Below are 24251 nucleotides of genomic sequence, written 5' to 3' on the forward strand. Positions count from 1 at the left end.
CTGTATATAATGGGTCTTAGTAGTAATTTAATCAGAACTATACTATAATATTGGATAGCTGCTAATAAATTATAATTCAAATTTAAATTATTCCCATGGAGGTTGTAATGCGTACGGAACAGGAAATGTTAGATTTAATAGTAAATGCTGCTAACTCGGATGATAGAATACGAGCTGTAGCTATGAATGGTTCCAGGACAAATCCCAACGCAATAAGAGACATCTTTCAAGATTATGATATCGTTTATGTTGTTAAGGAAACAAAGTCTTTTAGGGAAAATAAACATTGGATCGACCAATTTGGTGAACGGTTATATATGCAATATCCGGAAGATACCTCTTATTATCCAAAGGATGTTGAAAATTGCTATGGATGGCTTATGCAATTTTCTGATGGTAATCGATTAGATTTACATGTATCTACCTTAAATTATGTATTGGAAGATATGAAAAAGGATAGTTTATATAAAGTTTTGCTGGATAAAGATGATTGTATACCTTTTTTACCAGAAGCATCAGATAAGGTTTATTGGATCAAAAAGCCCTCAGAAAAACAATTCCTGGATACCTGTAACGAATTTTGGTGGTGTCTTAACAATGTTGCAAAAGGTTTATGGAGAGAAGAAATTACCTACACAATGGACATGATAAACTATGCAGTACGTCCATCATTAATAGATTTATTGGAATGGGAAATTGGCCTGCAAACCGATTTTAGTGTCAGTATTGGTAAATCCGGTAAATATATGTATCGGTGGTTAAAAGAGGAAAAATGGAATACTTTTTTAAGAACATATCCTTCTGGAATTATTAAAGAAATTTGGGATTCCGTTTTTATCATGTGTGAATTATTTCATTCTACTGCTAAAGAGGTAGCAGAAAAAATGGATTTTAATTATAACGAAATGGAAGCAAAAAATAGTTTTAAGTTTTTAAAAGATATCTATTTATTGCCTAAAGATGCAACGCATATTTATTAAAATGGGTAACGTAAAAAGCGGGACTTGAAAATCAGCCCCGCTTTTTTGCTACTAACACTCTGCAAATTTATCGGTAAAAATACCTTGAATATATCTTTCAACTTGGTTGATGAATGTATGGAATGAAACTCCAAAATTTCCATACCATCTATGTTCTTCTTCATAATAAGAAACACACTTCTTCTTAGGATTCCATAACAAATAAATACCAGAATAATTATCAATTTCCCTGCTGATTAAAATTTCTTTTCTTCCCTCAAAATGAATAAATATACTCTAGCATAATTTTTATTACTACATTTCCTTCTGAGCCACCGATAACATTAATTTTATCCGATTAAGCTGGTTCACATTTGAGATTCCGGGATCATAATCAATAGGCATAATATTGGCATTGGGATACTTTTCTTTTACTGACTTAAACATACCCCTTCCGGTTATATGATTTGGCAGGCAAGCCAGGGGCTGGACACAAAGGATATTGTTAATTCCATTCTCCATGCACTCCATCATCTCTGCTGTAATAAGCCAGCCTTCTCCCGTGTGATTTCCCAAAGATAACACCGAAGTGGCCAGTTCTGCCAGCTGATGAATGGAAGAAGGTGCCATAAACCTTTTGCTTTTCTCCAATTCTGCTTTCATAACCTTTCTATAATAATTTAAATATGCAATTCCAATTTTTCCAAAATCTTTTTTAAACTTAGTTCCTCCAAGATATTTGTATTGAAAATCGGAATTGTATAGGGAATAGAAAAAGAAATCTAACAGGTCCGGCAGTACAACTTCTGCCCCTCCTTCTTCTAACGCCCGGATAATTCCATTATTTGCTACCGGATGGTATTTAGCCAGTATTTCTCCTACAATTGCTACCTTCGGCTTCTTAATATTTATTACCTCCAGCTCATCAAACTGATTGATAATAGCTTTAATATTCCTGTGAAAGGTCTTTCTGTCTCCTTGTCTTATGTTTTCTTTTGCTTTTTCATTCCATACTTTATATAAAGCTTCTGCAGAACCCGGATCTTTTTCGTATGGTCTTGTTCCGTATATTACACGCATAAATAAATCACCATACAAAACTGCCATAATTAGTTTGTTTAACATTCCGGGACTCACCTTAAATCCCGGCTGTTCCCCAAGTCCTGCTGCGTTCAAAGATATTAACGGTACATTTTCAAAGCCCGCCTGCTTAAGTCCCAGTTTTAAAAATGCCATATAATTAGTTGCTCTGCAGCCTCCACCAGTCTGACTAATCATAACGGAAGTATGATTAATATCGTATTTACCGGATTTTAATCCTTGAATAATCTGCCCTACCAACAGGATTGCCGGATAGCAGGCATCATTATTTACATATTTTAATCCCATGTCTAATGCAGCCTGATCTACTTCCGGTAATATTTCCAGGTGATATTTGCTTGCCCGTACCGCTTCTTGCACTAATTCAAAATGAATAGGTGCCATCTGAGGTGCCAATATGGTATGAGTTTTTCTCTTAGCTTTTGTAAATATGGGGTAATCATAAGTTATTTTCTGCTTTTTCGCCCGGTATGCTTTTCTTTCTCTTTCTTCTATGGCAGCTTTCAAGGAACGAATTCTTATTTTGGCTGCACCTAAATTATTTCCCTCATCAATTTTTAACATGGTATACATTTTCCCGCCGGAAGCAAGGATTTCTGCTATCTGGTCACTGGTTACAGAGTCAAGACCACAGCCAAAGGAATTTAATTGTATCAAATCCAGACAGTCTTCCTGAGCAACCAAAGTAGCTGCCCGGTATAATCTGGAGTTATAGGCCCACTGATCCACCACACGCAATTCCTGATTGCAATTTTTCAGATGGGATATACTATCTTCTGTCAGTACTGCTAAATCAAAAGAAGTTATAAGCTGAGGTATTCCATGATTAATCTCCGGATCCACGTGATAGGGTTTTCCGCATAACACAATGCCTTTTTTATTGTGTTTCTTTAGAAAATAGAGTACTTCTTCTCCTTTTTTCTGAATATCCCTTTTATACCGCTCCAACTCTTTTCTGGCTTCCCTTACCGCCTTTTTTGCTTCATCCAAAGTAACCTGGTATTCCCTGAATTCTTCATAGATTCTTCTAATCAACAAAGAATCATTGTCCAATGATAAGAATGGTGCAATAAATCTTACTTCCTTTAACTTATCAATGTTATTCCTTACTACTTCTGCATAAGAAATAACAATCGGACAGTTAAAATGGTTGTCCACATTTTTGTATTCCTTCTTCTCATATACAATAGAGGGGTAAAATATAGTAGTAATTCCCTTTTCCAATAAATTAATAATATGCCCATGGCTTAATTTAGCCGGATAACATACCGATTCTGACGGAATAGTCTCCAGACCCTTTTCGTACAATTTTTTGTTTGACCGGGCAGATACCTCCACCCGAAAGCCTAGTTCCGTCAGCAGTGTAAACCAAAAAGGATAATTATCATACATGTTTAAAACCCTTGGAATTCCTATGGTTCCACGCTTTGCTTTTTCTATAGGTAAAGGTTTATAGTCAAAGGTTCTGTTATATTTAAAAGCATAAAGGTTTGGCATTTTAGAGAGTTTGTCTTCCTCTAAGCCAAGTCCTCTTTCACACCGGTTACCGGATATAAAAGTTTCTCCGTTAGAAAATTCATTTACGGTAAGCAGGCAGTGATTTCCACATCTATTGCAACGATTATAGGAGGTATTGCCCGAAAAGTTTAGTAGATTTTCTCCTTGTAAAAGAGTAGATACATCTCCCTCCTGATACCGCTCTCTTGCAATAAGGGCCGCTCCAAAAGCTCCCATAAGTCCTGCTATATCCGGTCTAATGACTTCCCGTCCGGATATCAGTTCAAAGCTTCTTAGAACCGAATCATTATAGAAGGTGCCTCCCTGTACAATGATGTTCTCCCCCATATCTTTTTCATCACGGATCTTGATGACTTTAAATAATGCATTCTTAATAACCGAGTAAGACAATCCTGCCGATATGTCCCCAACCTCTGCTCCTTCTTTCTGTGCCTGCTTTACTTTAGAATTCATAAACACCGTACATTTTGTGCCCAAATCTACCGGAGCTTGTGCAAATATCCCTTCTTTTGCAAAGTCTTCTACTTTCATATTCAGTGAACTGGCAAAACCTTCTATAAAGGAACCGCAGCCGGAGGAACATGCTTCATTAAGCAGGATGCTGTCAATAGTTCCATTTTTAATACGCAGGCATTTCATATCTTGTCCACCAATATCCAGAATAAAATCCACACCGGGAAGAAAATGCTCCGCTGCCTTATAATGTGCAATGGTTTCTATTTCTCCTATGTCTACATGAAAGGCCGCTTTCAATAGATTCTCACCATAACCGGTAACCGTGCTTTTAGCAATCGTTACGCCTTTGGGAAGATTTTGAAACAATTCTTTCAAAACCGTAACTACTTTCTGAATAGGGTCTCCTTCGTTACTTCCGTAATAAGTATACAGGACCTCACCATTTTGACCTATAAGCACCACTTTTGTTGTAGTCGAACCAGCATCAATTCCCAAATAACTCTTACCTTTGTATTCCGACAGCTTTTGCTTTTTGATTGTGGCTTTATCATGTCTTTCTCTAAATAATTCATATTCATCTTCATTTTCAAATAAGGGTGGAAGCTTTCGCACGTCATCATCTTTAATATCTGCGATGAGCCATACTTTATCTATAATTTCCTTTAAGGTAAATACTTGATTGCTATTTATTAAAGCCGCACCAATAGCCGGATAGTATATGGAATTCTCTGGTATAATTACATCATCTTCTGTTAAGCCCAAACTTTCTCTAAATCTTTCTCTAAGTTCGGATAAGAAATAAAGGGGGCCTCCTAAAAATGCTATTTTCCCCCGAATAGGCTTACCGCAAGCCAGTCCGCCTATGGTCTGATTTGCAACAGCCTGAAGTATGGAGGCGGCTATATCCGATTTATTGGCACCATCGTTTAATAAGGGTTGTACATCTGTTTTGGCAAATACCCCGCATCTTGAAGCAATTGGATAGATAACTTTATGTTTTTTAGCATAGTTATTTAAACCCGATGCATCGGTATTAAGCAATACAGCCATTTGATCTATAAACGCTCCCGTACCCCCTGCACAGCTATTATTCATCCGCTGTTCGATCCCGCCTGCCAGATAGGTAATCTTTGCATCTTCCCCGCCCAATTCTATTACCACATCCGTTTCCGGAATCAAGGTCTTAGTTGCCTTCGTGCAGGCAATCACTTCCTGTTCAAAGTTTATATTTAACCAATTAGAAACAGACAGACCGCCTGATCCTGTAATATTAATCGTACAAGGAATATCACCTGACTTTTCATAACAAGTATTCATAATACTGATTATCGTACTTTTAATATCTGATAAATGTCTTTTATAATCACTATAGATAATGTTATTATCCTCATTAAGAACTACTATTTTAACCGTTGTTGATCCAATGTCTAAACCGATTTTATACGGATTCATAATCTAGTTTCTCCTCTTCCTTATTCTCTTTATGACTACTCTAAAATTCCCGATATTATCTTTCTAAACCTTAAGAATAATGTAATTTGGCCTTAATAAAATATCTTTCTGAGACTTAAGTAAATGTTATTCTATGTCTTTGGAAATGTCTTTCTAAGCCTTAAGGTAAAGATTCTCATAAAAAGATTTCATATCTAATTATTATGTTCCCAGATTCCTTGAATCATACAGTTTTCCAATAATTTTATATTTTGTTCAATCAAAAAGAACATCTGCTCTGCGTTAATTGCAGAACAAATGTCCTTTTTAATTGTAGGTGAGAATAAATGAAAGAAGTATTATACCAGTTGAAACTTTATCTGTATGCAATACCCCAGGTAACATGTCCGGCGGCAAAATAATGCATTATTTAATTCTTTTATTTTAACAGCTTTGCCGGATTGATCATTGATATCATTTCCATTCAAGAACCAATCCCACACCTGTTTCCTCTATATTCAGCTCTTGTAAAAAACATGCCTTCACTTTTAAGGAAGTACAATGGCAGGGATAAAGATAAGGAATGTTCTGTTTCTTTAAATATTCCCTTGTCTTTTCCACTTGTTCATTTACATCAAATAAATGAAAACCTCCGATAATACCTGCTATCTTATCTTTTTGGGTTACCTTTTTACTATATTCAATGATGTTACAAATTCCTGCATGTGAACATCCTGTAATAATATAAATCCCTTCTTTTCCAGTAAAAACAAGGGCAGAATCATCCAATACATAGTCTTCTACAAGTCCCTCTTTAGTGTTTCTTATGCCAACAGGAGCCTTTGCCTCATAATCCATAACCCTTGGTATTTCACCAAGAAATATTAGTTTATCCGTTATATAATAAGGTGTTTTGGTTGTAATTACTCTGTTATTTTTACTTATTTCCTCTAAAGAAAGGGGTGAAGAAATAAGAATATCCTCCATTCTTTTCTCTTCAAAGGTATGAGGATGGGCAATTATAGTTAGATCTTCATTGTTTTCATTCTCTTTAAGAAGGTGGGACAGTCCTCCTGTATGGTCATTATGCCCATGGGACAATACCAGATAGTGAAGCTTTGCTAAATCAATATTCATGCTTGCTGCATTTTTAAGAAATACATCGGAATATCCCGTATCAAATAATATTCTTTTATCGCCATCCTCTAAATAATAAGAAACTGCCGGCTCACCTAAATAGTACTCATCAATATAGGTATTATTATCAACTAAAACTTTTAGTTTCATAAATTCACTCCTTGAATCTTATATTGTATGAAGCGAATACTGCTATTTAAAGCTGCCCTCATTCCTATGCCCCCATGTAAATATCTTTCTTTAGGGTCTTTACAGCTATATCGATTTCCCTCTATTTCTAAGGATATCACATTATCCTGCACAGTAACATCTAAGGTATATTCTTTCTTATATTCTATGAAATAAGGTATTGTTAAAAGAATTTCTTCCTTTCTTTCAAAGATACTTCCAACCTTAATGCTGTCTTTTTCCATCCTCACAAAATAAGAACGTAAATTTCCCTGATTGCGAATGAATAAATCTCCTGCTCCCTCATAAAGGGCGAATTCCAGACGGCAGGTATAATCTCTCCAGTAATAATCACCGGTTAGAATATGTTCCTCACCTGTAAGAAGAATTCCGTCTTCCTGCCACTTGATGTTATTAAGACGCTTATTATATTTCGTAAAACCCTGAATTTCTTTTTGAACCACGCTATGCAAAGAATAATCCTCCACCGGTATATCCGCCATAACCATGGAATAAGACGGATTAGCTTTTATAGTAAACTCGTCCAAGTATACTGCTACCTGTTCACCAAAGAAAGTGTCCTCTTGGTTTAAGGATGTTATCTGTATTCCCACTTCTTTTACCAGACCGTTTAAAGCGCCAGGAATTCTTCCCTTTATTTCTTTCCAGCCAGTAGAATCCAACAGAACCTCACCAAATTGCAGGATCTTATCATTGCCTGCGTCATAGCAGTATAGCTTTGCCTTTAATTTTTGATCCGTTTTTAAACTGAGATATCCCTTAACTTCATCCCCCGGATATACAATGGGGCTAAAGGCAGGTTCGTACCTGGCATCATGAAGATCTTTCGGCTCATAATAGGTTTTTTGATACACTGATACCGTATTGTTGGGATGAAGATTATTAATCATTATTTTAAGGCTGCGCTTTCCTTCAAAAGCCGCCTCATCCGTATTTTGCAAGAATACCTCACTGTTTTTATAATCACCTTTAACACGAAATCCATGAAGGGCATCCATAAATTCAAAATGAGAAATCCTTGTTTGCTCCTTAAACAACCTTCTTTCATATTCTTTAAACATGGCAGGCATTTCTTCCCCTGCTATTTCATATCCTAATTTGCAAAACAGCAGTGTATTTTCTGAAAGAGTGGAGATATTAAGACTTCCAACCACACTGGAAGCCAGCATAATATCCTTAATAGGTGTAATGAAACGTTTGGGTATTCCCCTTGGATTTTCCTCACTTTGTATTCCCGTTAATACACCCATAATAGCTCCTACATTGCCGGCGTTACAATCGGTATCAAAACCGCATAAATTAACCAATTCCATAGTTTCAAAAAAATCACCGCCGCCATAAATTAAAGAAAGAGCTATAATACCTCCATTGGGTATCATATGACATACGCCTTTATACCGGTCGGACCAATATTCATTTTTTAAGACTAAGAAAGCTTCTTCAGAAGAGCAGCCTTCTTCCTTACATAAAAGCATGCGCTCCACTACTTCTTTATAAGTAGAATCCTCCGGAATTTCCTTTAGGGCTTCTTTTATAATTTCTATAAGATCCGTATGGGTATACGCCAGAGAAATACAGGCAGCGATAAATCTTCCTCCGTACACCCCTTCCAAATCATGGGTTACCCTTGCGCTATGTTCTGCAAGGTCACTTGCTAACTTAGGATTTCCCGGTGCTAAAAATCCAAAGCCGTCAATGAAAATCTGACCGCCGATTTGCTCTGCCAGTTCCTGCCCGTTGACAGTTATACTGCCTGACTCTGGCGCTTCTATACCTTTTAACAGGTTTTTATAAGCAGTATGTTCCGTGGACAATTCATTGCCCCACCAAAAAAATCCATGCTCATTGGCAATATAATTTAAAAAAGTATAGCCCATTTCTTTTGGAGAAACTTGGCTGTAATGTTCCAAGGCTCTGACAAAAAATATGGGACCATTACTGTCATCATCACAAGCAAAATCATTATAATCCACTATATAATCGGTGATATGCTTTCCATAAAGCTGTTCTATTTTTTCTTTGGAATATCCCTCAATAGGTGCTCCCATACGGATGCCAATTACCTTGCCAAGCCAGCCGGCATAGGTTTTTTCAATATAATTATGAACCATTCCACGCCTCCTTCCAGGATTTAAATCTTAAGCCAATGCTTTAGATAAAATTCTTTTTTCTCTAATTTCTTTTCTTCTTTTATTTGAAGTTCTTCTTTACTCAATATATCAAGAATCGCCCCTGTGAGTACATAGGCAGTATCCTCATACACATGTTTTTTATCTACAATTTCAAACTGATTGCTGTGTACATTTCCATATATACCGGAAAATCCAAATTGGATTGTAGGTAATAAAAAGCTAATATCTCCTATATCACCGGAAGCTCCCGATACCACATTTTTAATAATTAGATCTTCACTGCATAAGTCAAGCATATTGGAATACACAACGTCATTTACTTTTTTGCTTTGATTTAAGGGCAGATATCCGTTTACATCAAGGATTTCACAGGTGGTTTCCAACGCTTTGGCACAATGAGTAATGGCGTTATTCACCTGTCTGTTAATCTCTAACAGATCCTTTTCTGTATTGGCTCTGATGTAAGTCTCCATAACCGCATAATCGCAGATAATATTGGCTGTTTTTCCCCCTTCTTTTAAGATAGGGTATACTCTTGCGCCGGATTCTACGGAAAAAGTATCTTTTAACATTTGAATGGCTGTTAAAGAAAGCGTTGCCGCCTGCAATGCATTTTTACCCAAATGGGGAATTACTCCCGCATGTGCTGCCACTCCTCTAAAAATAACTTCCTTACGTATAAACCCTGCCAAGGTGGAATTAATATCAAACAATGCATGGGGATTTCTTTCATCCTTTCCCATTACATGGCAGGATAACACCATGTCCATATCATCAAAAATTCCTTCGTATATCATATTCTGTTTGCCGGAATAAAACTTTATCTTTCCTGCCTGCATTAATTCTTCTCTGGATTCAATATCAATAAACTCTTCCGCTGGTGTGAATATAAAACTGACCCGGCCTGAAAGTTTATCCAATACTCCACTTTTATGAAAGGCTGTAATCAAGTTTAAAAGAACCGCAACTTGAATGCTGTGACCGCAGGAATGAAAAGGTGCCATAACTCCATCCATACTGGTTAATAAAGCATCCATGTCTGCCGCTACCCCTATATGATAGCCTGTGTCCCCTCCAAAAGTAACTTTTACTCCATGAAGGGCAATGTGATTGGTATAGGGAATACCTAATTCATCTAAATATTTACAGATATAATCTTCTGTATATTTTTCAAAAAACCCTAATTCCGGGTGGTTGAATAAATCTTCACCGATTTGATAAATACGTTCCCGGTTTTCTTCTAAAATAGACAGCATTTCTGCCTTACATGATTCTATCATAGTATTCCTTTCTATTCTTGAATTTAATTTCATCAAGTAAGTCTCCCCGCTTCTTAAGCCATGGAATCTAATCGAAAAACTGCTTCCTTTAGGTGTCTTACAAACTCCTCCCTGTCTACATCCATTAATACAGTTGTATTGTGCTTTGGCATATCATACCAGATACGCTTGTCCGTTACGCTCATACCTTTGGTTAAAGTGCCCTCCAGTTCAATATCCACATACAGATCCTTTGCAGTAAATATCTCCGGGTACATTAAATACATAACAGGACACGCATCAAAAATAGGGCTTCTATCTAGGTTTAGTCCTTTGGAGAATTTGGAGTAAAATCCCAGGAGATCATAAACAAAGCAACTGACTTTGCCCTTATTCTTAAATTCTTCTATTTCGCTGTGAAGTATACTTGCAGCAGTGCTTACTTCCGTACCTGCCTGTATAATGGGCAGACCGGAATGAAATACTATATATGCTGCATGGGGATCAATATAAAAATTAAATTCTGCGCTTGCTGTTGCATTGCCTGAAGAATAGCTTCCCCCCATTAGGGCAATTACTTCTATTTTTTCTTTTACCTCAGGATAAGCCTTTAACAGAAGGGCAATATTTGTCAAAGGTCCAAGGGCTGCTATGGTGACTTTTTCCTGAGATTCCATCAGTTTGTCTCTTAAAAATTCAATTCCGTTTTGTTTTTCATATCCAAAAGTAATTTCATCTACAATGGGGCCGTCCATTCCGCTGTCACCATGGGCTTCGGGAGCCACTCTTAAGGGTTCTATTAAAGGTTCACTTGCACCTTTGGCTACTGGAATTTTTCTATTTATTATAGTTAATATTTTAAGGGCATTTTCACTTACCTTATCTAAGGTTTGGTTTCCTCCCACAGTAGTAATACCTAAACAATTAAAAAATTCTGGATTTGCTAAGGCAAACATAATAGCCATAGCATCATCATGCCCGGGATCACAATCAAAAATTATATGTCTCATCTATTTATCCTCTTTCGTGTTACGAATGGAATACACTATAATACCAACAAATACTGCTACATAAGGAAGTGTAGTAACTAATTCAGAAGGAATGTTCTGAAGCTGCAATACATTTCCTATGGCACTGAAAATTCCGAATAAAAAGGAAGTGATGGTAGTAGGAATTACCATGGAACGGCCCATAGCTCCTGCTGCAATTGCAATCCATCCCCTGCCTGCTATCATATCTCTTGTAAACATGGAAAGGTACCCCATGGACATATAAGCTCCACCAAATCCGGCAAGCAATCCGCTAATACAAAGGGATAAAAATCTTACACGCTTTACGTTAATACCTACAGAAGCTGCTGCATGCGGGCTTTCTCCAACAGCTTTTATATGAGTTCCTAATTTGGTTTTATTTAACATAATATAAATCACTATAATAGAGAGAAGTGCCACATAAACTAAGATATTATGTCCTGAAATAATTTCTCCTAAAACGGGAATATTCTTTATAACAGGTATGTCCACAGAAGGAATCTGTTTACTTGCTAAAGAAGCAGAGTTTCCTTTTTGTCCTGTAAGCATGTAAAGGATATATATTGTAAACTTGCTGGCAAATAAATTAAGCGCAATACCAGCCATAATCACGTTAGTTCCAAGATACAGATTCAAATATGCCATAAAAGCACTGAATAGTATTCCCACTACCAAGGCGGCTAAAAGCCCTATAAATGCACTCCCTGTATAGGCAGATGCCAAAACTCCTACTAAAGAAGAGGTAAGCATGGTTCCTTCCATAGCTATATTGCTTACTCCTGCCTTACTGGATATTACATTTCCCAGAGCTGCATAAAGGATTGGAGTGGTTACACGAAGTACTGCATAACCAAATGCAGGCGTTAATAAAAGTGCTAAAATATTATTCATTTACAGTCCCTCCTGCCATTGCCTTTTTGCGCTTTAAGTAATTAATTATGAAATCTGCTGTAATTAGCAGAACCAATATCATCTCCACAATTGCTACCATTTCCACCGGTACGTCGGTGCTTCTTGCCATTATATTGGAACCGGTTCTAAGGTAGCTTAAGCCAAACGCCGCTACAATAGCCCCAAGTGGACGATTCTTTCCAAGCATGGCTACCAAACAGCCGTCGAATCCGTATCCAGGCAAAGAAGACCATGTAAACCGGTCATACATACTGAGCAAATGAATGGAAGATCCCATTCCCGCAATAAATCCAGACATGAAATGTACTATGATAGTTAATGCAAAAAAACTCATACCGGAATATTTAGCAAAATCTTTATTAATGCCTGTAATTTTAATGGTATAGCCCAGCTTGGTTTTATTGGAGATAAACCAGATAATTACAGTTACTATAATAAGTATAATAAATCCTGTTGTTACTCCTGTTTTCGGTATAATCTGAGTCAGTTTTGCAGTTTCCAGAAATTCTTTAGAAGCTACACCAGTAACCTCCATATCCTTAAGCCTTGTCTTTAAAATATAAAAACCGATACCAAAAAGAATGGTATTTAGCATTAAGGAGGTTACCAGTTCACTGGCATCATATTTGGCTTTAAAAAACCCGGAAATACAGGCAATGAGTCCACCTACCACTGAAGCTGCGAGAATAACTATGGCAGAATGAACAATATTTCCGCCCATGGGTCTTGTAGCCAAAACCGTAGCCACAATACCGGACATATAAAAGATACCTTCTCCACCCATATTAAACAATCCGCTTCTAAAAAGCAGGGAGGCAGATAGTCCTGCAAAGGCAAGAGGTACCATAAGTTCAAGTACATTACCGAAATATCGTAATTTTGTTATAGGAGCTGTAATTAATCTTGTAAATGCATACAGAGGTTCTTCACTGGTTGCAAAAAGAACAAGCAAAGTGATAAGTAAGGCAATAACAACAGCAGATAATATTTGTATGATTTCATTTTTGGTTTGGCTAGTTAGTTTTTTCATCCATTAACCTCCTGATTTCTTCTGGAGACTGTCGTTTTACTCCAAGCATATAAAAACCTAATTCTTTTTCCGTCAGATCGGCTAGATTATCAAAGTACGCCACAATTTCACCGGAGTACATAACAATAATCTTATCGCTGACTGCTAAGGCTTCACCTAAATCCGCACTAAATAAAAGAATTGATTTATTTTTATTTCTAAGCTCAATTAATTTTTCATGGATAAATCTTGCAGAACCGATATCCACACCCCTGGTTGGCTGCTCTGCAATTAGAAACTCCGGATTGGCATAATATTCCCTTGCTACCACTACTTTTTGAATATTTCCCCCTGATAAGGACTGGATTTCCGTATCGGAAGACTGGCATAGCACATTAAAGTCTTTCACCAATTGATCACTTACTTTCGTAATGGCATTATGATTCATCATAAATTTATGGTTTAATTCTTCCCTGTCATAATAGCTGGCAATTATATTTTCCTTAATACTTGCACTGGCTGCAATACCCTGCCTCATACGGTCTTCCGGTATGTAGGCAACCTTTGCATGCTCCCGTATTTCTTTGATTTTAAAATTACTAATATCCATATCTTGAATCAGAATTCTTCCTTTGTCAGCCCTTTTATAACCAAATAAAACATCCACAAGCTCTGATTGTCCGTTTCCCTCAACTCCTACCACACCAAGTATTTCACCAGTTTTGGTTTTTAGGGATAAATCTTTTAACAAAGGAATTCCGTTTTGAGTATATGTTATATTATCTATGGTTAAAGCTACTTCTTTGCTTTTAATTTCCTGTTTTATACCGCTGTATTCATACTCTACTTTTCTGCCGATCATAAGCTCAGATATGGTTTCTATATCCACATCCCGGGTATTATGGGTCGAAATTAATTCACCCTTTCGGATTACAGATATTCTGTCACTGATTTGCTTCACTTCCCCAAGCTTATGGGATATAAAAATTATGGTATGCCCGTTTTCTTTAAATTTTTCAAGCTCAACAAATAGCTGCTCTGTTTCCTGTGGAGTAAGAACCGCCGTCGGTTCATCTAAAATTAATACCTTTGCACCTTTATACAGTAATTTTAAGATTTCCACTTTCTGTTTCATTCCAACACTTAAATCACTTACTTTTTCATCCATGGAAAGCTGAAAATTATACTGCTTTGCCAACTCTTCTGCTTTTTTCTTACTAGCTTTTGAATTAATAAAGCTAAATTTTGTCGGCTCATCTCCTAAAACAATGTTTTGCAATACAGTAAAAGAGGGAACCAGCATAAAGTGCTGATGTACCATACCGATTCCAACAGCAATAGAATCTAAAGGAGAGGTAAAATTCATTTCTTTTCCCTTATAATAAATAGCTCCCTGTGTGGGTTTTTCAAGTCCGAATATAATCTTCATCAAGGTTGATTTACCTGCCCCGTTTTCTCCTACGATGGCATGTATCTCACCTTCACGAAAGCCTATGGAGATTCCTTTATTTGCTACTACTCCGTTATCGTATACTTTTTTAATATCTCTAAGTTCTAAAATATAGCTGTTGCTCATTCCATCAACCTCCGACCTAAGATGGTAAATATAAAAGCGGGTTTCCTGTAAACCTCGCCTATTTCCTATAAAAAGGGTCTGCTAGCAATTTAACAGACCCTATTAGAATTATTTATTTCAAGAATAAAATTTCTATCCTTGTTTTATGGCTGTACGCTTTCTCTAAAATCACGAACGGCCTTTTCATCCATATCAAATGCAGTAGGAAGAGTTACCTTTCCGTCTTTTAAAGCTTTTTCTGCATCGTCTACTTTTGCTTTTACATCATCAGTAAGAGCTTTATCATAGAATTCATTTCTAGCAATACCTATACCATTTTCCTTAATACCATATTGAACATGAGTACCCCATTCCAATTCACCTTTTTGAGCTTTTTCCACAGATGATAAAATAGTTTGATCAATGGTTTTAAAGCCGGAAGTAATGATTTTGGAAGCTTTGGCTTCATCTGTTTTTGCATATAGCATAGCTTGATCGCTGTCTACACCAATTACATATTTGTTTAATTCATTGGCTGCATCAATTACACCATTACCTGCATTACCTGCACAAGCAAAGATAACATCAATACCGGATTTGTATTGGTTTAAGGCAATTTCTTTCGCTGTTGCCACGTCTTGGAAGCCTCCAACATAGGATACCGCCACCTTAATATCAGGATTTATATATTTTGCACCTTCCACATAGCCTACCATGAAATCATTGATTCCCGGGATATCCATACCGCCGATAAATCCGATAGTCGCGTTTTCATCTGCTAATTCCATAGTGGAAGTAGTGGATGCTGCTGCAACTGCACCGCATAGGAAACCAATTTCATTGGTAGAATAAAACATAGAATATACATTGTCTAATTCTGAAGCAGTTTCAATATCAAAGTTAATGAATTTTTGTTCCGGATATTCTGCTGCAACCTCATTCATATAAGGAGTTATCTGCCAGTTACAGCTAAGAATTACATCGTAACCTTCTTCTGCTGCATCAATAAAGTAAGATTTCCATTTTGATTCGTCAGTACCGATTTCAATAATTTTAGTAGTAACACCTTTTGCATCCTTTTCTACTTGTTTCATACCTTCTACCGCTAAGTCATAAAAGGATTGATCTCCTTGGTATGGTATTAAAAGTGCTGCGCTAAATTCTCCAGAACCTGCTTTTTTACCACAACCGGTCATTAATCCCATAACCATAGCCATAGTTACCATTAATAAAATGATTTTTTTCATAATATTCCTCCTAGTGTATTTATATATAGCTTTGCGCCCTGTGCTCCTCTGGAAAATACTATTAAAATAGCGACCATATTGGCTAATATCACCGCTTCTTCCAAGTCTTTTCTAAGAAGTATAAAGACTGCAAATGCTCCATTAAAAGCATCTCCTACTCCTGTAGTGTCTACCACTTGAATAGTTTCTGCTTTACAATGTACAAGCTGTCATTCGTTATGAAAAATAATCTCCGTCCTTACTGCATGTTTCATTTTAGCTTATTCTATATTATTGCTATGAAACCCTTTTGTTGTTTCTCTGATTACCAGTGTATTCTCTAATATAATTTCAAAAGGCGGACTAATCTTTTGCTCTATTAATCCTATCATACATCGAACGGCTTCTTCCCCAAGTTCTCTCACTGGCTGACTTATAGTTGTTAGTTTAGGCTGTACCCATTCCGACATCTTTATGTTATCATATCCTAAGATTTGAATTTCTTCCGGCACTTTCTTATTTTTTTTATAAAGATAATTTAAAAGTTCAATTGCCGTAATGTCGTTCCAAGCAAATACCCCATCAAAACCACTCTTTAACAGCTCTTCCTTTTCATCCTCTGTTATAATATCCCACTCTTTTACTTCATAGACAATGCCGTATTCCTTCATAACTTCTTCAAAGGCTGCCTGCCTTTCTCTGGAGGGGATATTATCACCTCCTGACAGATACAAAATCTTATTGCAGCCACAGTCAATAAGATGCTTGCTGCCAATAACAGCTCCCTGCCTGTGATCGCTGATTATAGTTATATTAGAATTGGGCTTTGAGCTTTTTCTGTCCAAGGTTAAAGTAGGAATATTAGATTCCAAATCTTCAAATTTGGAAGAGCCAGTAATAAAAATAATTCCGTCAAAGCAGCTGGATATTGCCATTTTTAAATAGTTCTTCTCCAGCTCAATATTACCGTTGGTATTGCATAGTACGGTTTTGTATCCCGCTTTCATAAAATTTTGTTCTATTGTTTCTACTAATTCTGTAAAAAACGGATTGGTGATGGTAGGTATCATAAGTCCGATAGTATAGCTTTTGTTTGACTTCATTGCCCTTGCAATTGCATTGGGGAAGTAGTTAAGCTCCTCACATGCCTTTTTTATCTTCTGCTTTGCTTCTTCGCTGATATAGCTACCTTCTTTAAAATACCTTGTTACAGTAGACGTTCCAACCCCTGCCAGCTTTGCTACTTCTTTAATCGTTGCCATATTATTTTCCCCTATGTGGTATCGTTATCACGTCTTAATCATATTGCTATTTTTGTGATTTGTCAATAAAAATATTGTCGAAAAAGCATATTTTTTGTAACAATTACTTTTTATTACAGAAAAAAAGTTTAAACTCCTTTTTTCTCACACCATGGATTTAAAGTACATGGACCACAATTAGATTTCCTTGCAGTACAAATGCTTCTTCCATGATAAATCAACTGAAAATTAATACGGTTCCAATATTCTTTCGGAAGCAGTTCCATTAATTCCTTTTCTATTTGTACCGGAGTTTTTCCCTGTGCCCAGCCTAGACGCTGTGCAATACGCATCACATGAGTATCCACCGTAACTCCCGGTATCCCGTAAGCATCCGCTAAAAATAAAGTCGCCGTTTTTCTTCCAACACCGGACAAATTCACCAGCTCATCTATATTAACAGGCACTTTGCCACCATGTTCTACAAGGATTTGATTACAGCATTTTTTCATATTCTTTGCTTTGTTTTTATATAAACCGACAGATTTGATCTGCTCCTCAATGTCTTCTAACGGTGCTTCTGCTATGGCTTCAATGTAAGGAAATCTCTCCCACAATTTTGGCAGTATCTCTTCTACCTGCTTGTCCGTACTTTGGGCACTAAGCATAATGGCAAGCAATAGCTGCCAATCCTTAGAATGAAGAAAGCCCTCTTTGGTAGTTCCGTATTCTTTGTCCAATGTTTCCAATATGTGTTTTACTGATTCTTTTGTCATCTTCTATCACTCCGTTATTAAAATAATATTTGTTTGTTTTTGTTATTATATCATTGATAAAGCCATCGAAACCATAATAAGATATTTAACTTAAACTATCATTATGGTGTTTCGATGGCTTTTTATTGAATAATAAACTTCTTGTACTAAGATGCATTAAAGAAATGTGTAAAAAATCAAGTAGAAAAGCGAAGTATGTTTACACTCTTTAATATGAAATTTTGCAAAGGTTTTTAACTACATTTCTAACGAAAATTAGTATTAACTGTTCTATATATCAACTTTTTCGAATAAACTCCGCATGACATTTTGGACATGTAATACAGATTTTACCCTTTCCTTTTGGAATACGTATCTTCTGGGAACAAGTTGGACATTTATAAATATGAAATTTTCTTCTTTGCTCCGAATTAAGCTTTAGTTTTTTAAAAATATTTAAAAAGCGGTTCTTATAATCTAAGTATATATTATTTTCTTTATATCGTTTGGCATGATTTCTGGAAAACATTCGAAAATAACATATAATTATTAAGATAAGGGACAAGTTATAGGTAATAATATTAGGAAAGAACATAGAAATAACCATTATAATTAAACCAAGGGTAATTAAAAATTTATTAAGTTGATCCACACCATATCTTCCCATCATAAAATTACGAAATCTATTATTAAAATTCATATTCCTTAAGTCCTTTCATGTTTACTCTTTTCTTAGTAATAACATTTATTTTACTAAGATTTATAAGATTAAACAATGGTTTTACTATTAAGTATTTATAATATTTTTCTAAAATGGAATAATTCTAAATCAGCTCCACTACTATATTAATCCCGGTTATAGAGCATAAAAATCTAGTATAAAGAGGGATTGTTATTTCCCTTATGATACTTTGAATCCGGCATTTTGGAATTTTCTTGGAACATTGGGTTCGTCACCTATTCTTCCATATACATTTAAAGAAGCAATGGCTTTCATATCTTCCTCCGAGATTTCAAAGTTAAATATATCACCATTGTTTACAATTCTATCCGGATTTGATGATTTTGGAATGGGAATGGCACCAAGTTGGAAAACAAAACGTACACAAATTTGAGCAATGGTCTTATTATACTTTCTCGCCATATCCTGTAATATTTCTCTTTCAAATGCTTTTCCTTGAATTAACGGACTCCAGCCTTCCACACATATGCTATGTTCTCTGCAATATGCCCGAAGTTTTTCTTCCGTACATTGGGGATTTAATTGTACTTGATTAACCATTGGCTTTATCTTGGCATTCTTAATTAGAATCTCTAAATGCTCTATCATAAAATTACTTACACCAATGGCTCTTATTTTTCCCTCTTCATATAATTTCTCAAATGCCCGCCATGTTTCTAGAATATCTTCTTCATAGCGGTCTTTCTGTTCTTCTACAACCGGCCAGTGAATCAAATATAAATCAAGATAATCCAAATCCAAAAGTTTTAATGATTCGTGAAAAGAAGCCAGGGTGTTTTCATAACCATGTTGAGCATTAGGCAGTTTACTGGTTATAAAAAGGTCCTCTCTTTTAATACCTGATTTTTTAATACCTTTACCAACTCCAACCTCATTAAAATAGGCTGAAGCAGTATCTATATGCCGATAACCGCAGGCAATAGCATTACTTACCGCCTCTTCTACTACCTCATCTGGCATTTTCCATGTTCCAAATCCAATGCATGGGATTTTAACTCCATTTGACAAAGTTAATGTTGAAGATAAATTCCTACTAGTATGATTCATATTATTTCCCTTTCAGTGTATTCTATATTTTTCTAATGCGTCCGGTACAATATCAGCAAAATCTTCCGATGCTCCCCAGTCGAATCGGAATAATCCTTCGCCTCCACCGCCGCTTGAATAGTGTACTCTTGTATTTCCCCCTAAATTATCGAAAACTACTGTTAACGTTAAGCGGTTTCCGGCACGGTAGTAATGTTTTTCAAACACCTGAACCATACACTTTAAAGTTCCGTCATCCCTAATCTCATACTTGTCAATTATTTCCCCGGTAATGCTGCCGTCAACTACTTCATTATAAATAATATCTGCTGCTTCCTGAATAGGTATAGATACCATAAATGTTTGCTCCATTTGTTACCTCCACATAAAGCGAATATGCTTTCCATTTACATACAAATTCAAAGAACATTCCTTAAGAGAATCCCTGTCATCCCTTCATTGCTTCATGTTCTTCTTTCAATTCTTTATATAATTCCATAGAATTCCACTCTATATTATGTTCCGTAAGGATTGCCTTTAACGGTATTTTTTCAATATTATTATTCCGAAATAATCTTAGTAATTCATCAATTCTTTTGCTGGTAAAGCCTCTCATAACCAGCATTTCATCCGTAAAACCCTCTCCTGTATAATCTTCCCTATTCTTTTCAAAACCTTTAATACCGGCAAGAGAACCGATTGATTGTAAATACATATCTTTTGTAATTATTTTATTTCTAACTCCCATACGGACCAGAAAAAATCTTATTTTATTCAGTTTCTCAGGGTTAATATTATATAATAACACTACTTCATTGGTTACTTTCATAAATCTCTCCTATCCTAAATGTTTATTTGGTAACGTATAAGATACCTAATGTTCCAGGCCCGCAATGGCTTGTAATTACGCCTCCCGCATGGGTTACAGTAATTTCTTTAAATACATTTAATTCTCTTAAAAAGTTACACAATTCTTCAACCGTTTCATCATCACAGCCAGAATGAGTAATAAATACTCTATCAGTATCTGCATTTAATAAATTTTCTTTCAAATCATTGGCATATTTTAAAAGTACAGCTTTATGACTGCCTCTATATTTTTTCCCTACAGACATCTTTCCCTCGGATACAACAATCATAGGCTTCAATCTTAATGTATTGCCAATCAACGCCGTTACAGTAGAGCACCTGCCGCCCCGGGCTAAATAAATTAAAGTATCCACTACAAAACTAGCCTTCACTTTATCCCTCATGACCTCCGAAATATAGTGAACAATTTCTTCCGCAGGATAACCTTCCTCTGCCATAGTTGCTGCTTTTAATACCTGGAATCCAATTCCTGTAGATAAGCTTTTGGAATTAATACTATATATTTTATGATAATCATAAAATTCTCCTGCTAACCGTATTACATTGCAGGTAGAAGACATGTCTTCTGAGATACCTATAAATATTATATCTTTATTCGCCTCCACATATGGTTTTATAAATTCAATGGCATCATTTAAAACCGGTGCTGCTGTTTTAGGAGTGTTTCCAGTCTTATCTGACCATGCAAATATTTCTTCCGGCGTTATGTCAATTCCATCTTTATAACTTATTTCATCCATATTTATACATAACGGTATTATACTAATATCATATCGTTCCAACAAGTCTTTCGACAAATCACAAGTACTGTCAGCTATAACTTTTATATTATTCATATATCCTCTCTCCTCTTAGACATTCAAAACTTATTAAATCTATTATATACTATAGGTTAAATTAATCAAATCTTTTTTAAAAAAGCGGGCTTCCGCATACCTTTATGCTACAGACTTTACTTAAAAGTATATAAAAATAATGCCACTCTAAAGTAAATTTAAAAGCTGCAATTTTAACCGGAAGAATCCTTATCAATCCCATTTCTTCTTCGATTATGCTTTCTATAAATTTACATTTTGAATGACATGTACTTTATGGTTTTACTATTTTAGTTTTGGATTCTCAGTTCTTTTTCTATTTTCTCCACTCTTGGCAGTTCATGATTTGCTACTTTAAGAGTAGGATTGTTTAAAAAATGTTGTAATACATCTGCATCTTTTAGAAGCTCATTAAATGAAGTATGTATATTTTCTTTATCACTATGGTTATAAATCGCTTCACAAATAATATCTGTCTCATATTGATTAGTGATTTGTAACTCCTCTAATATTTTTCTTGCAAATACAGCTCCCTTGTGTGCATGTTCTATTGAATCCAGCTGTGAATAGGAATACAAATCATGCAGCATACCTGCCATCATTGCCAACTCTGGATTTTCTCCACGCTTCATTGCAAGGAGCCCACACGCCTGCGCCACACCATACAAATGTATATACGCACATCGGCGTTGCTCTGTATCTGTAATAAGTTCAATTATCTTGTCTATATGTTCTCTTAGTTTTTCTATTCTGTTCATCTTATACCCATTTATGTATCACATTTGTTTACAGATGTGTTGCTCTATTTACAGATTTTTTACTCTGTTAATAGCCTGTTTCTCTGTCCACAAATGTGATACTACCAAAAATAAATAAATTTTTAAAATTTAAATCGTGGCATTCTTTCTACTATTGTCTTCTTCTTTTTACCAGCGACTGTTTCCTCATCCCTTCATAGCATTTTTTACATAAAGCTTTATACTTCTCATTACCACCAATTACAATTTGTTCACCGGAAGTAATTAGATTTCCTTCACCATCAAATCTGCCATTATAATTTGCTCTTGCTCCGCATTGGCATACTGTTTTTATTTCATGAATACTTTCTGCCAGTTCTATCAGCCGCTTGCTTCCTTCAAACAAATGTTGGGAAAAATCCGTTAGTAATCCAAAGCATATTACCGGGATATTGAATGATATGTTATATAGCTCATCTACTTGCTTTTCCGTTAAGAACTGAGCTTCATCAATCATTAGTACATCTGTTTTATCTGCATCGTAACAGTTATATATTGAACTTTCCGGGTTAACCAAATTGCATTTCGCTTCTATCCCAATACGTGATTTAATAACTGATTTTCCTTCCCTGTCATCTAGAGAGGGTTTTAATAACACAACCCGAAATCCCTGCTCTTCATAATTGTATTTAATCATTAATAAGTTTGCTGATTTACTGCTATTCATACAACCGTACTTAAAATAAAGTTTTGCCATGGTGGTTCCTTCCTTACCCGCATTAAATATTGCCTATAAAATATTTTTCACACAATTAAAACTGCCTTTTAAGCTCCTGCTACACTTACATTCTCTAAACGTACAGCATAGGGTCCTTCAAAGTCAATCTCTTTTTGCATTTCCTTTGAAAAAGTCAAATTCTTCTGCGCCTCCAGTAGGTTACCGTTAATGGAACCTCCTGTAACAGGAATTACGTTTTCTCCGTCACATAAAAGTGCAAGTCGGATTTCTCCTGCAAAATGTCCGGAGAAGTCATCCATTTGAAAATCAGAGAAATTCAAAACATAAAGATACTTACCTGACTTCATTTCTTCAAAAGTTTTGGTACCGGAAGGAAGAGCAATACTGCGGTAATCACCTGTTGGTTCAATCCCTAAATAATAAGCAAAACGGCTGTTTCCATAGATGTTTTGCAGTACACCGTCAGTAATAAGTGGCCGGTCAATCATGGGAATACCCTCATTACTGTAAGGTGCCTTGGCTTTTAAAGTAATGTTTAATAATTCACCAGTTACATCCTGGCCCTGTATATTGTTACCGATTGCATAGTTTGAATATTTAGGATAAATCATACTTGTATTGGCATGGCTTAAATAATATTCACATATTACACCTACATGTTTTCCGGAAAGAATTACAGTATACTCCCCTGCAGCAGGTGTTGTAGTTGCCTGCGCTCTTGCCTTTGTAATTTCCAATGTCTGTTTTACTTTATCTTTAAGTGATTGTGTATCCAGGTTTTCATAAGCAAAATCCTGATAAGTCTCAACATCTTGAGGGGTTACACATTGTACAACATATTCACCTTTTACCAAATATTTTTCATAGCTCACATTAACACCATTGGAATTTATAATGCGGTTTACTGTCTTTTCCACAAATAATTCCGCAGAGTTGATGAAGGTGTCTTCAAAAGTATCTTCTGCGAACAAGGCTTCTGTCATGGTTCCTGCTGCATCTGCTAAGGTTCCCGAAGCCAAAGAACTGTCCAATATAACACAGTCTTCTTTCTTGCCTGATGGTAGTTCATAATATAGGTTATTCACAAAGGAAGCCGCAAAATACGCATCTTTTACCGTTGCTGCAATCTCTTCGTCTGTCATTCCTGCATATATGCCCACTGTAGAGGAACCTCTCATTTTAGTTCCTTCTTTTTCAAAATCTTTGTATACAGTTAAGGTATAATGATGTACTTCCTTTTCTCTTCTCATATCCAAATGTTTCTTTATAAAGAACACTTCCACACTTTCCTGTATATCTTCATTAATCAGGTAAGTGGATATATTATTTTGTTTTAATGCAGATAATATTCTATTAATCAAGATTATCACCAATCCTTTTCTTTATTTTTTTATCCATAATTTATCTAACC

At 35.8% G+C, this 24251-nt stretch carries 20 protein-coding genes and 1 pseudogene; 1 reads left to right on the forward strand and 20 read right to left on the reverse strand.

Annotated features, from left to right (window positions below; translation table 11 throughout):
- The first annotated feature begins 107 nt into the window (after positions 1 to 107).
- On the forward strand, positions 108 to 980 hold the full coding sequence (locus RT261_RS02255) for an aminoglycoside 6-adenylyltransferase (RefSeq protein WP_313128831.1): 873 nt from the start codon (positions 108 to 110) through the stop codon (positions 978 to 980).
- A gap of 294 nt (positions 981 to 1274) precedes the next feature.
- Here the strand turns inward: RT261_RS02255 and RT261_RS02260 are convergent, their stop codons facing one another.
- From RT261_RS02260 to RT261_RS02355, 20 genes and pseudogenes are all read right to left on the reverse strand, one after another.
- Positions 1275 to 5486 (reverse strand): acyl-CoA dehydratase activase-related protein, encoded by a 4212-nt coding sequence (locus tag RT261_RS02260; protein WP_313128834.1) that lies wholly within the window; start codon positions 5484 to 5486, stop codon positions 1275 to 1277.
- Positions 5487 to 5939: 453 nt separating this feature from the next.
- Positions 5940 to 6752, reverse strand: a complete 813-nt coding sequence (locus RT261_RS02265; RefSeq protein ID WP_313128836.1) for an MBL fold metallo-hydrolase — start codon at positions 6750 to 6752, stop codon at positions 5940 to 5942.
- On the reverse strand, positions 6749 to 8902 hold the full coding sequence (locus tag RT261_RS02270; protein WP_313128839.1) for an ADP-ribosylglycohydrolase family protein: 2154 nt from the start codon (positions 8900 to 8902) through the stop codon (positions 6749 to 6751). Before RT261_RS02270 ends, RT261_RS02265 begins: the two co-directional genes overlap by 4 nt.
- 20 nt (positions 8903 to 8922) lie before the next feature.
- The gene (locus tag RT261_RS02275) at positions 8923 to 10236 is read right to left on the reverse strand and encodes an amidohydrolase (protein ID WP_313128842.1); all 1314 of its coding nucleotides are present in this window, start codon (positions 10234 to 10236) and stop codon (positions 8923 to 8925) included.
- A gap of 20 nt (positions 10237 to 10256) precedes the next feature.
- Complete coding sequence (locus RT261_RS02280) at positions 10257 to 11192, reverse strand: nucleoside hydrolase (protein ID WP_313128845.1); 936 nt, start codon at positions 11190 to 11192, stop codon at positions 10257 to 10259.
- Entirely contained in the window at positions 11193 to 12104 is a 912-nt protein-coding gene (locus RT261_RS02285) for an ABC transporter permease (RefSeq protein ID WP_313128848.1), read from the reverse strand. It lies immediately after the preceding gene.
- Positions 12097 to 13155 (reverse strand): ABC transporter permease, encoded by a 1059-nt coding sequence (locus tag RT261_RS02290; protein WP_313128851.1) that lies wholly within the window; start codon positions 13153 to 13155, stop codon positions 12097 to 12099. The genes RT261_RS02285 and RT261_RS02290 overlap by 8 nt, the downstream gene beginning before the upstream one ends.
- Complete coding sequence (locus RT261_RS02295; RefSeq protein WP_313128854.1) at positions 13139 to 14710, reverse strand: ABC transporter ATP-binding protein; 1572 nt, start codon at positions 14708 to 14710, stop codon at positions 13139 to 13141. The genes RT261_RS02290 and RT261_RS02295 overlap by 17 nt, the downstream gene beginning before the upstream one ends.
- 143 nt (positions 14711 to 14853) lie before the next feature.
- On the reverse strand, positions 14854 to 15936 hold the full coding sequence (locus RT261_RS02300; protein ID WP_313128857.1) for a BMP family ABC transporter substrate-binding protein: 1083 nt from the start codon (positions 15934 to 15936) through the stop codon (positions 14854 to 14856).
- A pseudogene (locus tag RT261_RS02305) lies at positions 15933 to 16124 on the reverse strand (PfkB family carbohydrate kinase); the annotation flags it as partial. The pseudogene RT261_RS02305 and the gene RT261_RS02300, both read right to left, overlap by 4 nt.
- A gap of 72 nt (positions 16125 to 16196) precedes the next feature.
- Entirely contained in the window at positions 16197 to 17177 is a 981-nt protein-coding gene (locus tag RT261_RS02310) for a LacI family DNA-binding transcriptional regulator (RefSeq protein WP_313128860.1), read from the reverse strand.
- 128 nt (positions 17178 to 17305) lie between these two features.
- The gene (gene nth / locus RT261_RS02315; RefSeq protein WP_313128862.1) at positions 17306 to 17932 is read right to left on the reverse strand and encodes an endonuclease III; all 627 of its coding nucleotides are present in this window, start codon (positions 17930 to 17932) and stop codon (positions 17306 to 17308) included.
- Positions 17933 to 18209: 277 nt separating this feature from the next.
- A complete protein-coding gene (locus RT261_RS02320) occupies positions 18210 to 18611 on the reverse strand; it encodes a hypothetical protein (RefSeq protein WP_313128865.1) in 402 nt (133 codons plus the stop codon).
- 201 nt (positions 18612 to 18812) lie between these two features.
- On the reverse strand, positions 18813 to 19700 hold the full coding sequence (locus tag RT261_RS02325; protein WP_313128868.1) for an aldo/keto reductase: 888 nt from the start codon (positions 19698 to 19700) through the stop codon (positions 18813 to 18815).
- Positions 19701 to 19712: 12 nt separating this feature from the next.
- Positions 19713 to 20051 (reverse strand): DUF6054 family protein, encoded by a 339-nt coding sequence (locus RT261_RS02330; RefSeq protein WP_313128869.1) that lies wholly within the window; start codon positions 20049 to 20051, stop codon positions 19713 to 19715.
- Positions 20052 to 20127: 76 nt separating this feature from the next.
- Complete coding sequence (locus RT261_RS02335) at positions 20128 to 20508, reverse strand: DUF3783 domain-containing protein (protein ID WP_313128872.1); 381 nt, start codon at positions 20506 to 20508, stop codon at positions 20128 to 20130.
- Positions 20509 to 20530: 22 nt separating this feature from the next.
- Positions 20531 to 21385, reverse strand: coding sequence for a DegV family protein (locus RT261_RS02340; protein ID WP_313128875.1), 855 nt, complete (start codon positions 21383 to 21385; stop codon positions 20531 to 20533).
- A 269-nt stretch (positions 21386 to 21654) separates the two neighbouring features.
- Positions 21655 to 22122, reverse strand: coding sequence for an HD domain-containing protein (locus RT261_RS02345; protein ID WP_313128878.1), 468 nt, complete (start codon positions 22120 to 22122; stop codon positions 21655 to 21657).
- 151 nt (positions 22123 to 22273) lie between these two features.
- Positions 22274 to 22858 carry a thymidine kinase gene (locus RT261_RS02350; RefSeq protein ID WP_313128880.1) on the reverse strand — a complete coding sequence of 195 codons (585 nt, stop codon included), beginning with the start codon at positions 22856 to 22858 and terminating at the stop codon, positions 22274 to 22276.
- 68 nt (positions 22859 to 22926) lie between these two features.
- On the reverse strand, positions 22927 to 24201 hold the full coding sequence (locus tag RT261_RS02355) for a metallopeptidase TldD-related protein (RefSeq protein WP_313128882.1): 1275 nt from the start codon (positions 24199 to 24201) through the stop codon (positions 22927 to 22929).
- Between the last annotated feature and the right edge of the window lie 50 nt (positions 24202 to 24251).

This window comes from Anaerocolumna sp., from assembly GCF_032079385.1.
Lineage (GTDB): Bacteria > Bacillota > Clostridia > Lachnospirales > Lachnospiraceae > Anaerocolumna.

Bases quoted from the DNA above. Each gene is read 5' to 3' on its own strand.
- RT261_RS02255 (WP_313128831.1), top strand. From the start codon at position 108: ATGCGTACGGAACAGGAAATGTTAGATTTAATAGTAAATGCTGCTAAC.
- RT261_RS02260 (WP_313128834.1), bottom strand. From the start codon at position 5,486: ATGAATCCGTATAAAATCGGTTTAGACATTGGATCAACAACGGTTAAA.
- RT261_RS02265 (WP_313128836.1), bottom strand. From the start codon at position 6,752: ATGAAACTAAAAGTTTTAGTTGATAATAATACCTATATTGATGAGTAC.
- RT261_RS02270 (WP_313128839.1), bottom strand. From the start codon at position 8,902: ATGGTTCATAATTATATTGAAAAAACCTATGCCGGCTGGCTTGGCAAG.
- RT261_RS02275 (WP_313128842.1), bottom strand. From the start codon at position 10,236: ATGAAATTAAATTCAAGAATAGAAAGGAATACTATGATAGAATCATGT.
- RT261_RS02280 (WP_313128845.1), bottom strand. From the start codon at position 11,192: ATGAGACATATAATTTTTGATTGTGATCCCGGGCATGATGATGCTATG.
- RT261_RS02285 (WP_313128848.1), bottom strand. From the start codon at position 12,104: ATGAATAATATTTTAGCACTTTTATTAACGCCTGCATTTGGTTATGCA.
- RT261_RS02290 (WP_313128851.1), bottom strand. From the start codon at position 13,155: ATGAAAAAACTAACTAGCCAAACCAAAAATGAAATCATACAAATATTA.
- RT261_RS02295 (WP_313128854.1), bottom strand. From the start codon at position 14,710: ATGAGCAACAGCTATATTTTAGAACTTAGAGATATTAAAAAAGTATAC.
- RT261_RS02300 (WP_313128857.1), bottom strand. From the start codon at position 15,936: ATGAAAAAAATCATTTTATTAATGGTAACTATGGCTATGGTTATGGGA.
- RT261_RS02310 (WP_313128860.1), bottom strand. From the start codon at position 17,177: ATGGCAACGATTAAAGAAGTAGCAAAGCTGGCAGGGGTTGGAACGTCT.
- nth (WP_313128862.1), bottom strand. From the start codon at position 17,932: ATGACAAAAGAATCAGTAAAACACATATTGGAAACATTGGACAAAGAA.
- RT261_RS02320 (WP_313128865.1), bottom strand. From the start codon at position 18,611: ATGAATTTTAATAATAGATTTCGTAATTTTATGATGGGAAGATATGGT.
- RT261_RS02325 (WP_313128868.1), bottom strand. From the start codon at position 19,700: ATGAATCATACTAGTAGGAATTTATCTTCAACATTAACTTTGTCAAAT.
- RT261_RS02330 (WP_313128869.1), bottom strand. From the start codon at position 20,051: ATGGAGCAAACATTTATGGTATCTATACCTATTCAGGAAGCAGCAGAT.
- RT261_RS02335 (WP_313128872.1), bottom strand. From the start codon at position 20,508: ATGAAAGTAACCAATGAAGTAGTGTTATTATATAATATTAACCCTGAG.
- RT261_RS02340 (WP_313128875.1), bottom strand. From the start codon at position 21,385: ATGAATAATATAAAAGTTATAGCTGACAGTACTTGTGATTTGTCGAAA.
- RT261_RS02345 (WP_313128878.1), bottom strand. From the start codon at position 22,122: ATGAACAGAATAGAAAAACTAAGAGAACATATAGACAAGATAATTGAA.
- RT261_RS02350 (WP_313128880.1), bottom strand. From the start codon at position 22,858: ATGGCAAAACTTTATTTTAAGTACGGTTGTATGAATAGCAGTAAATCA.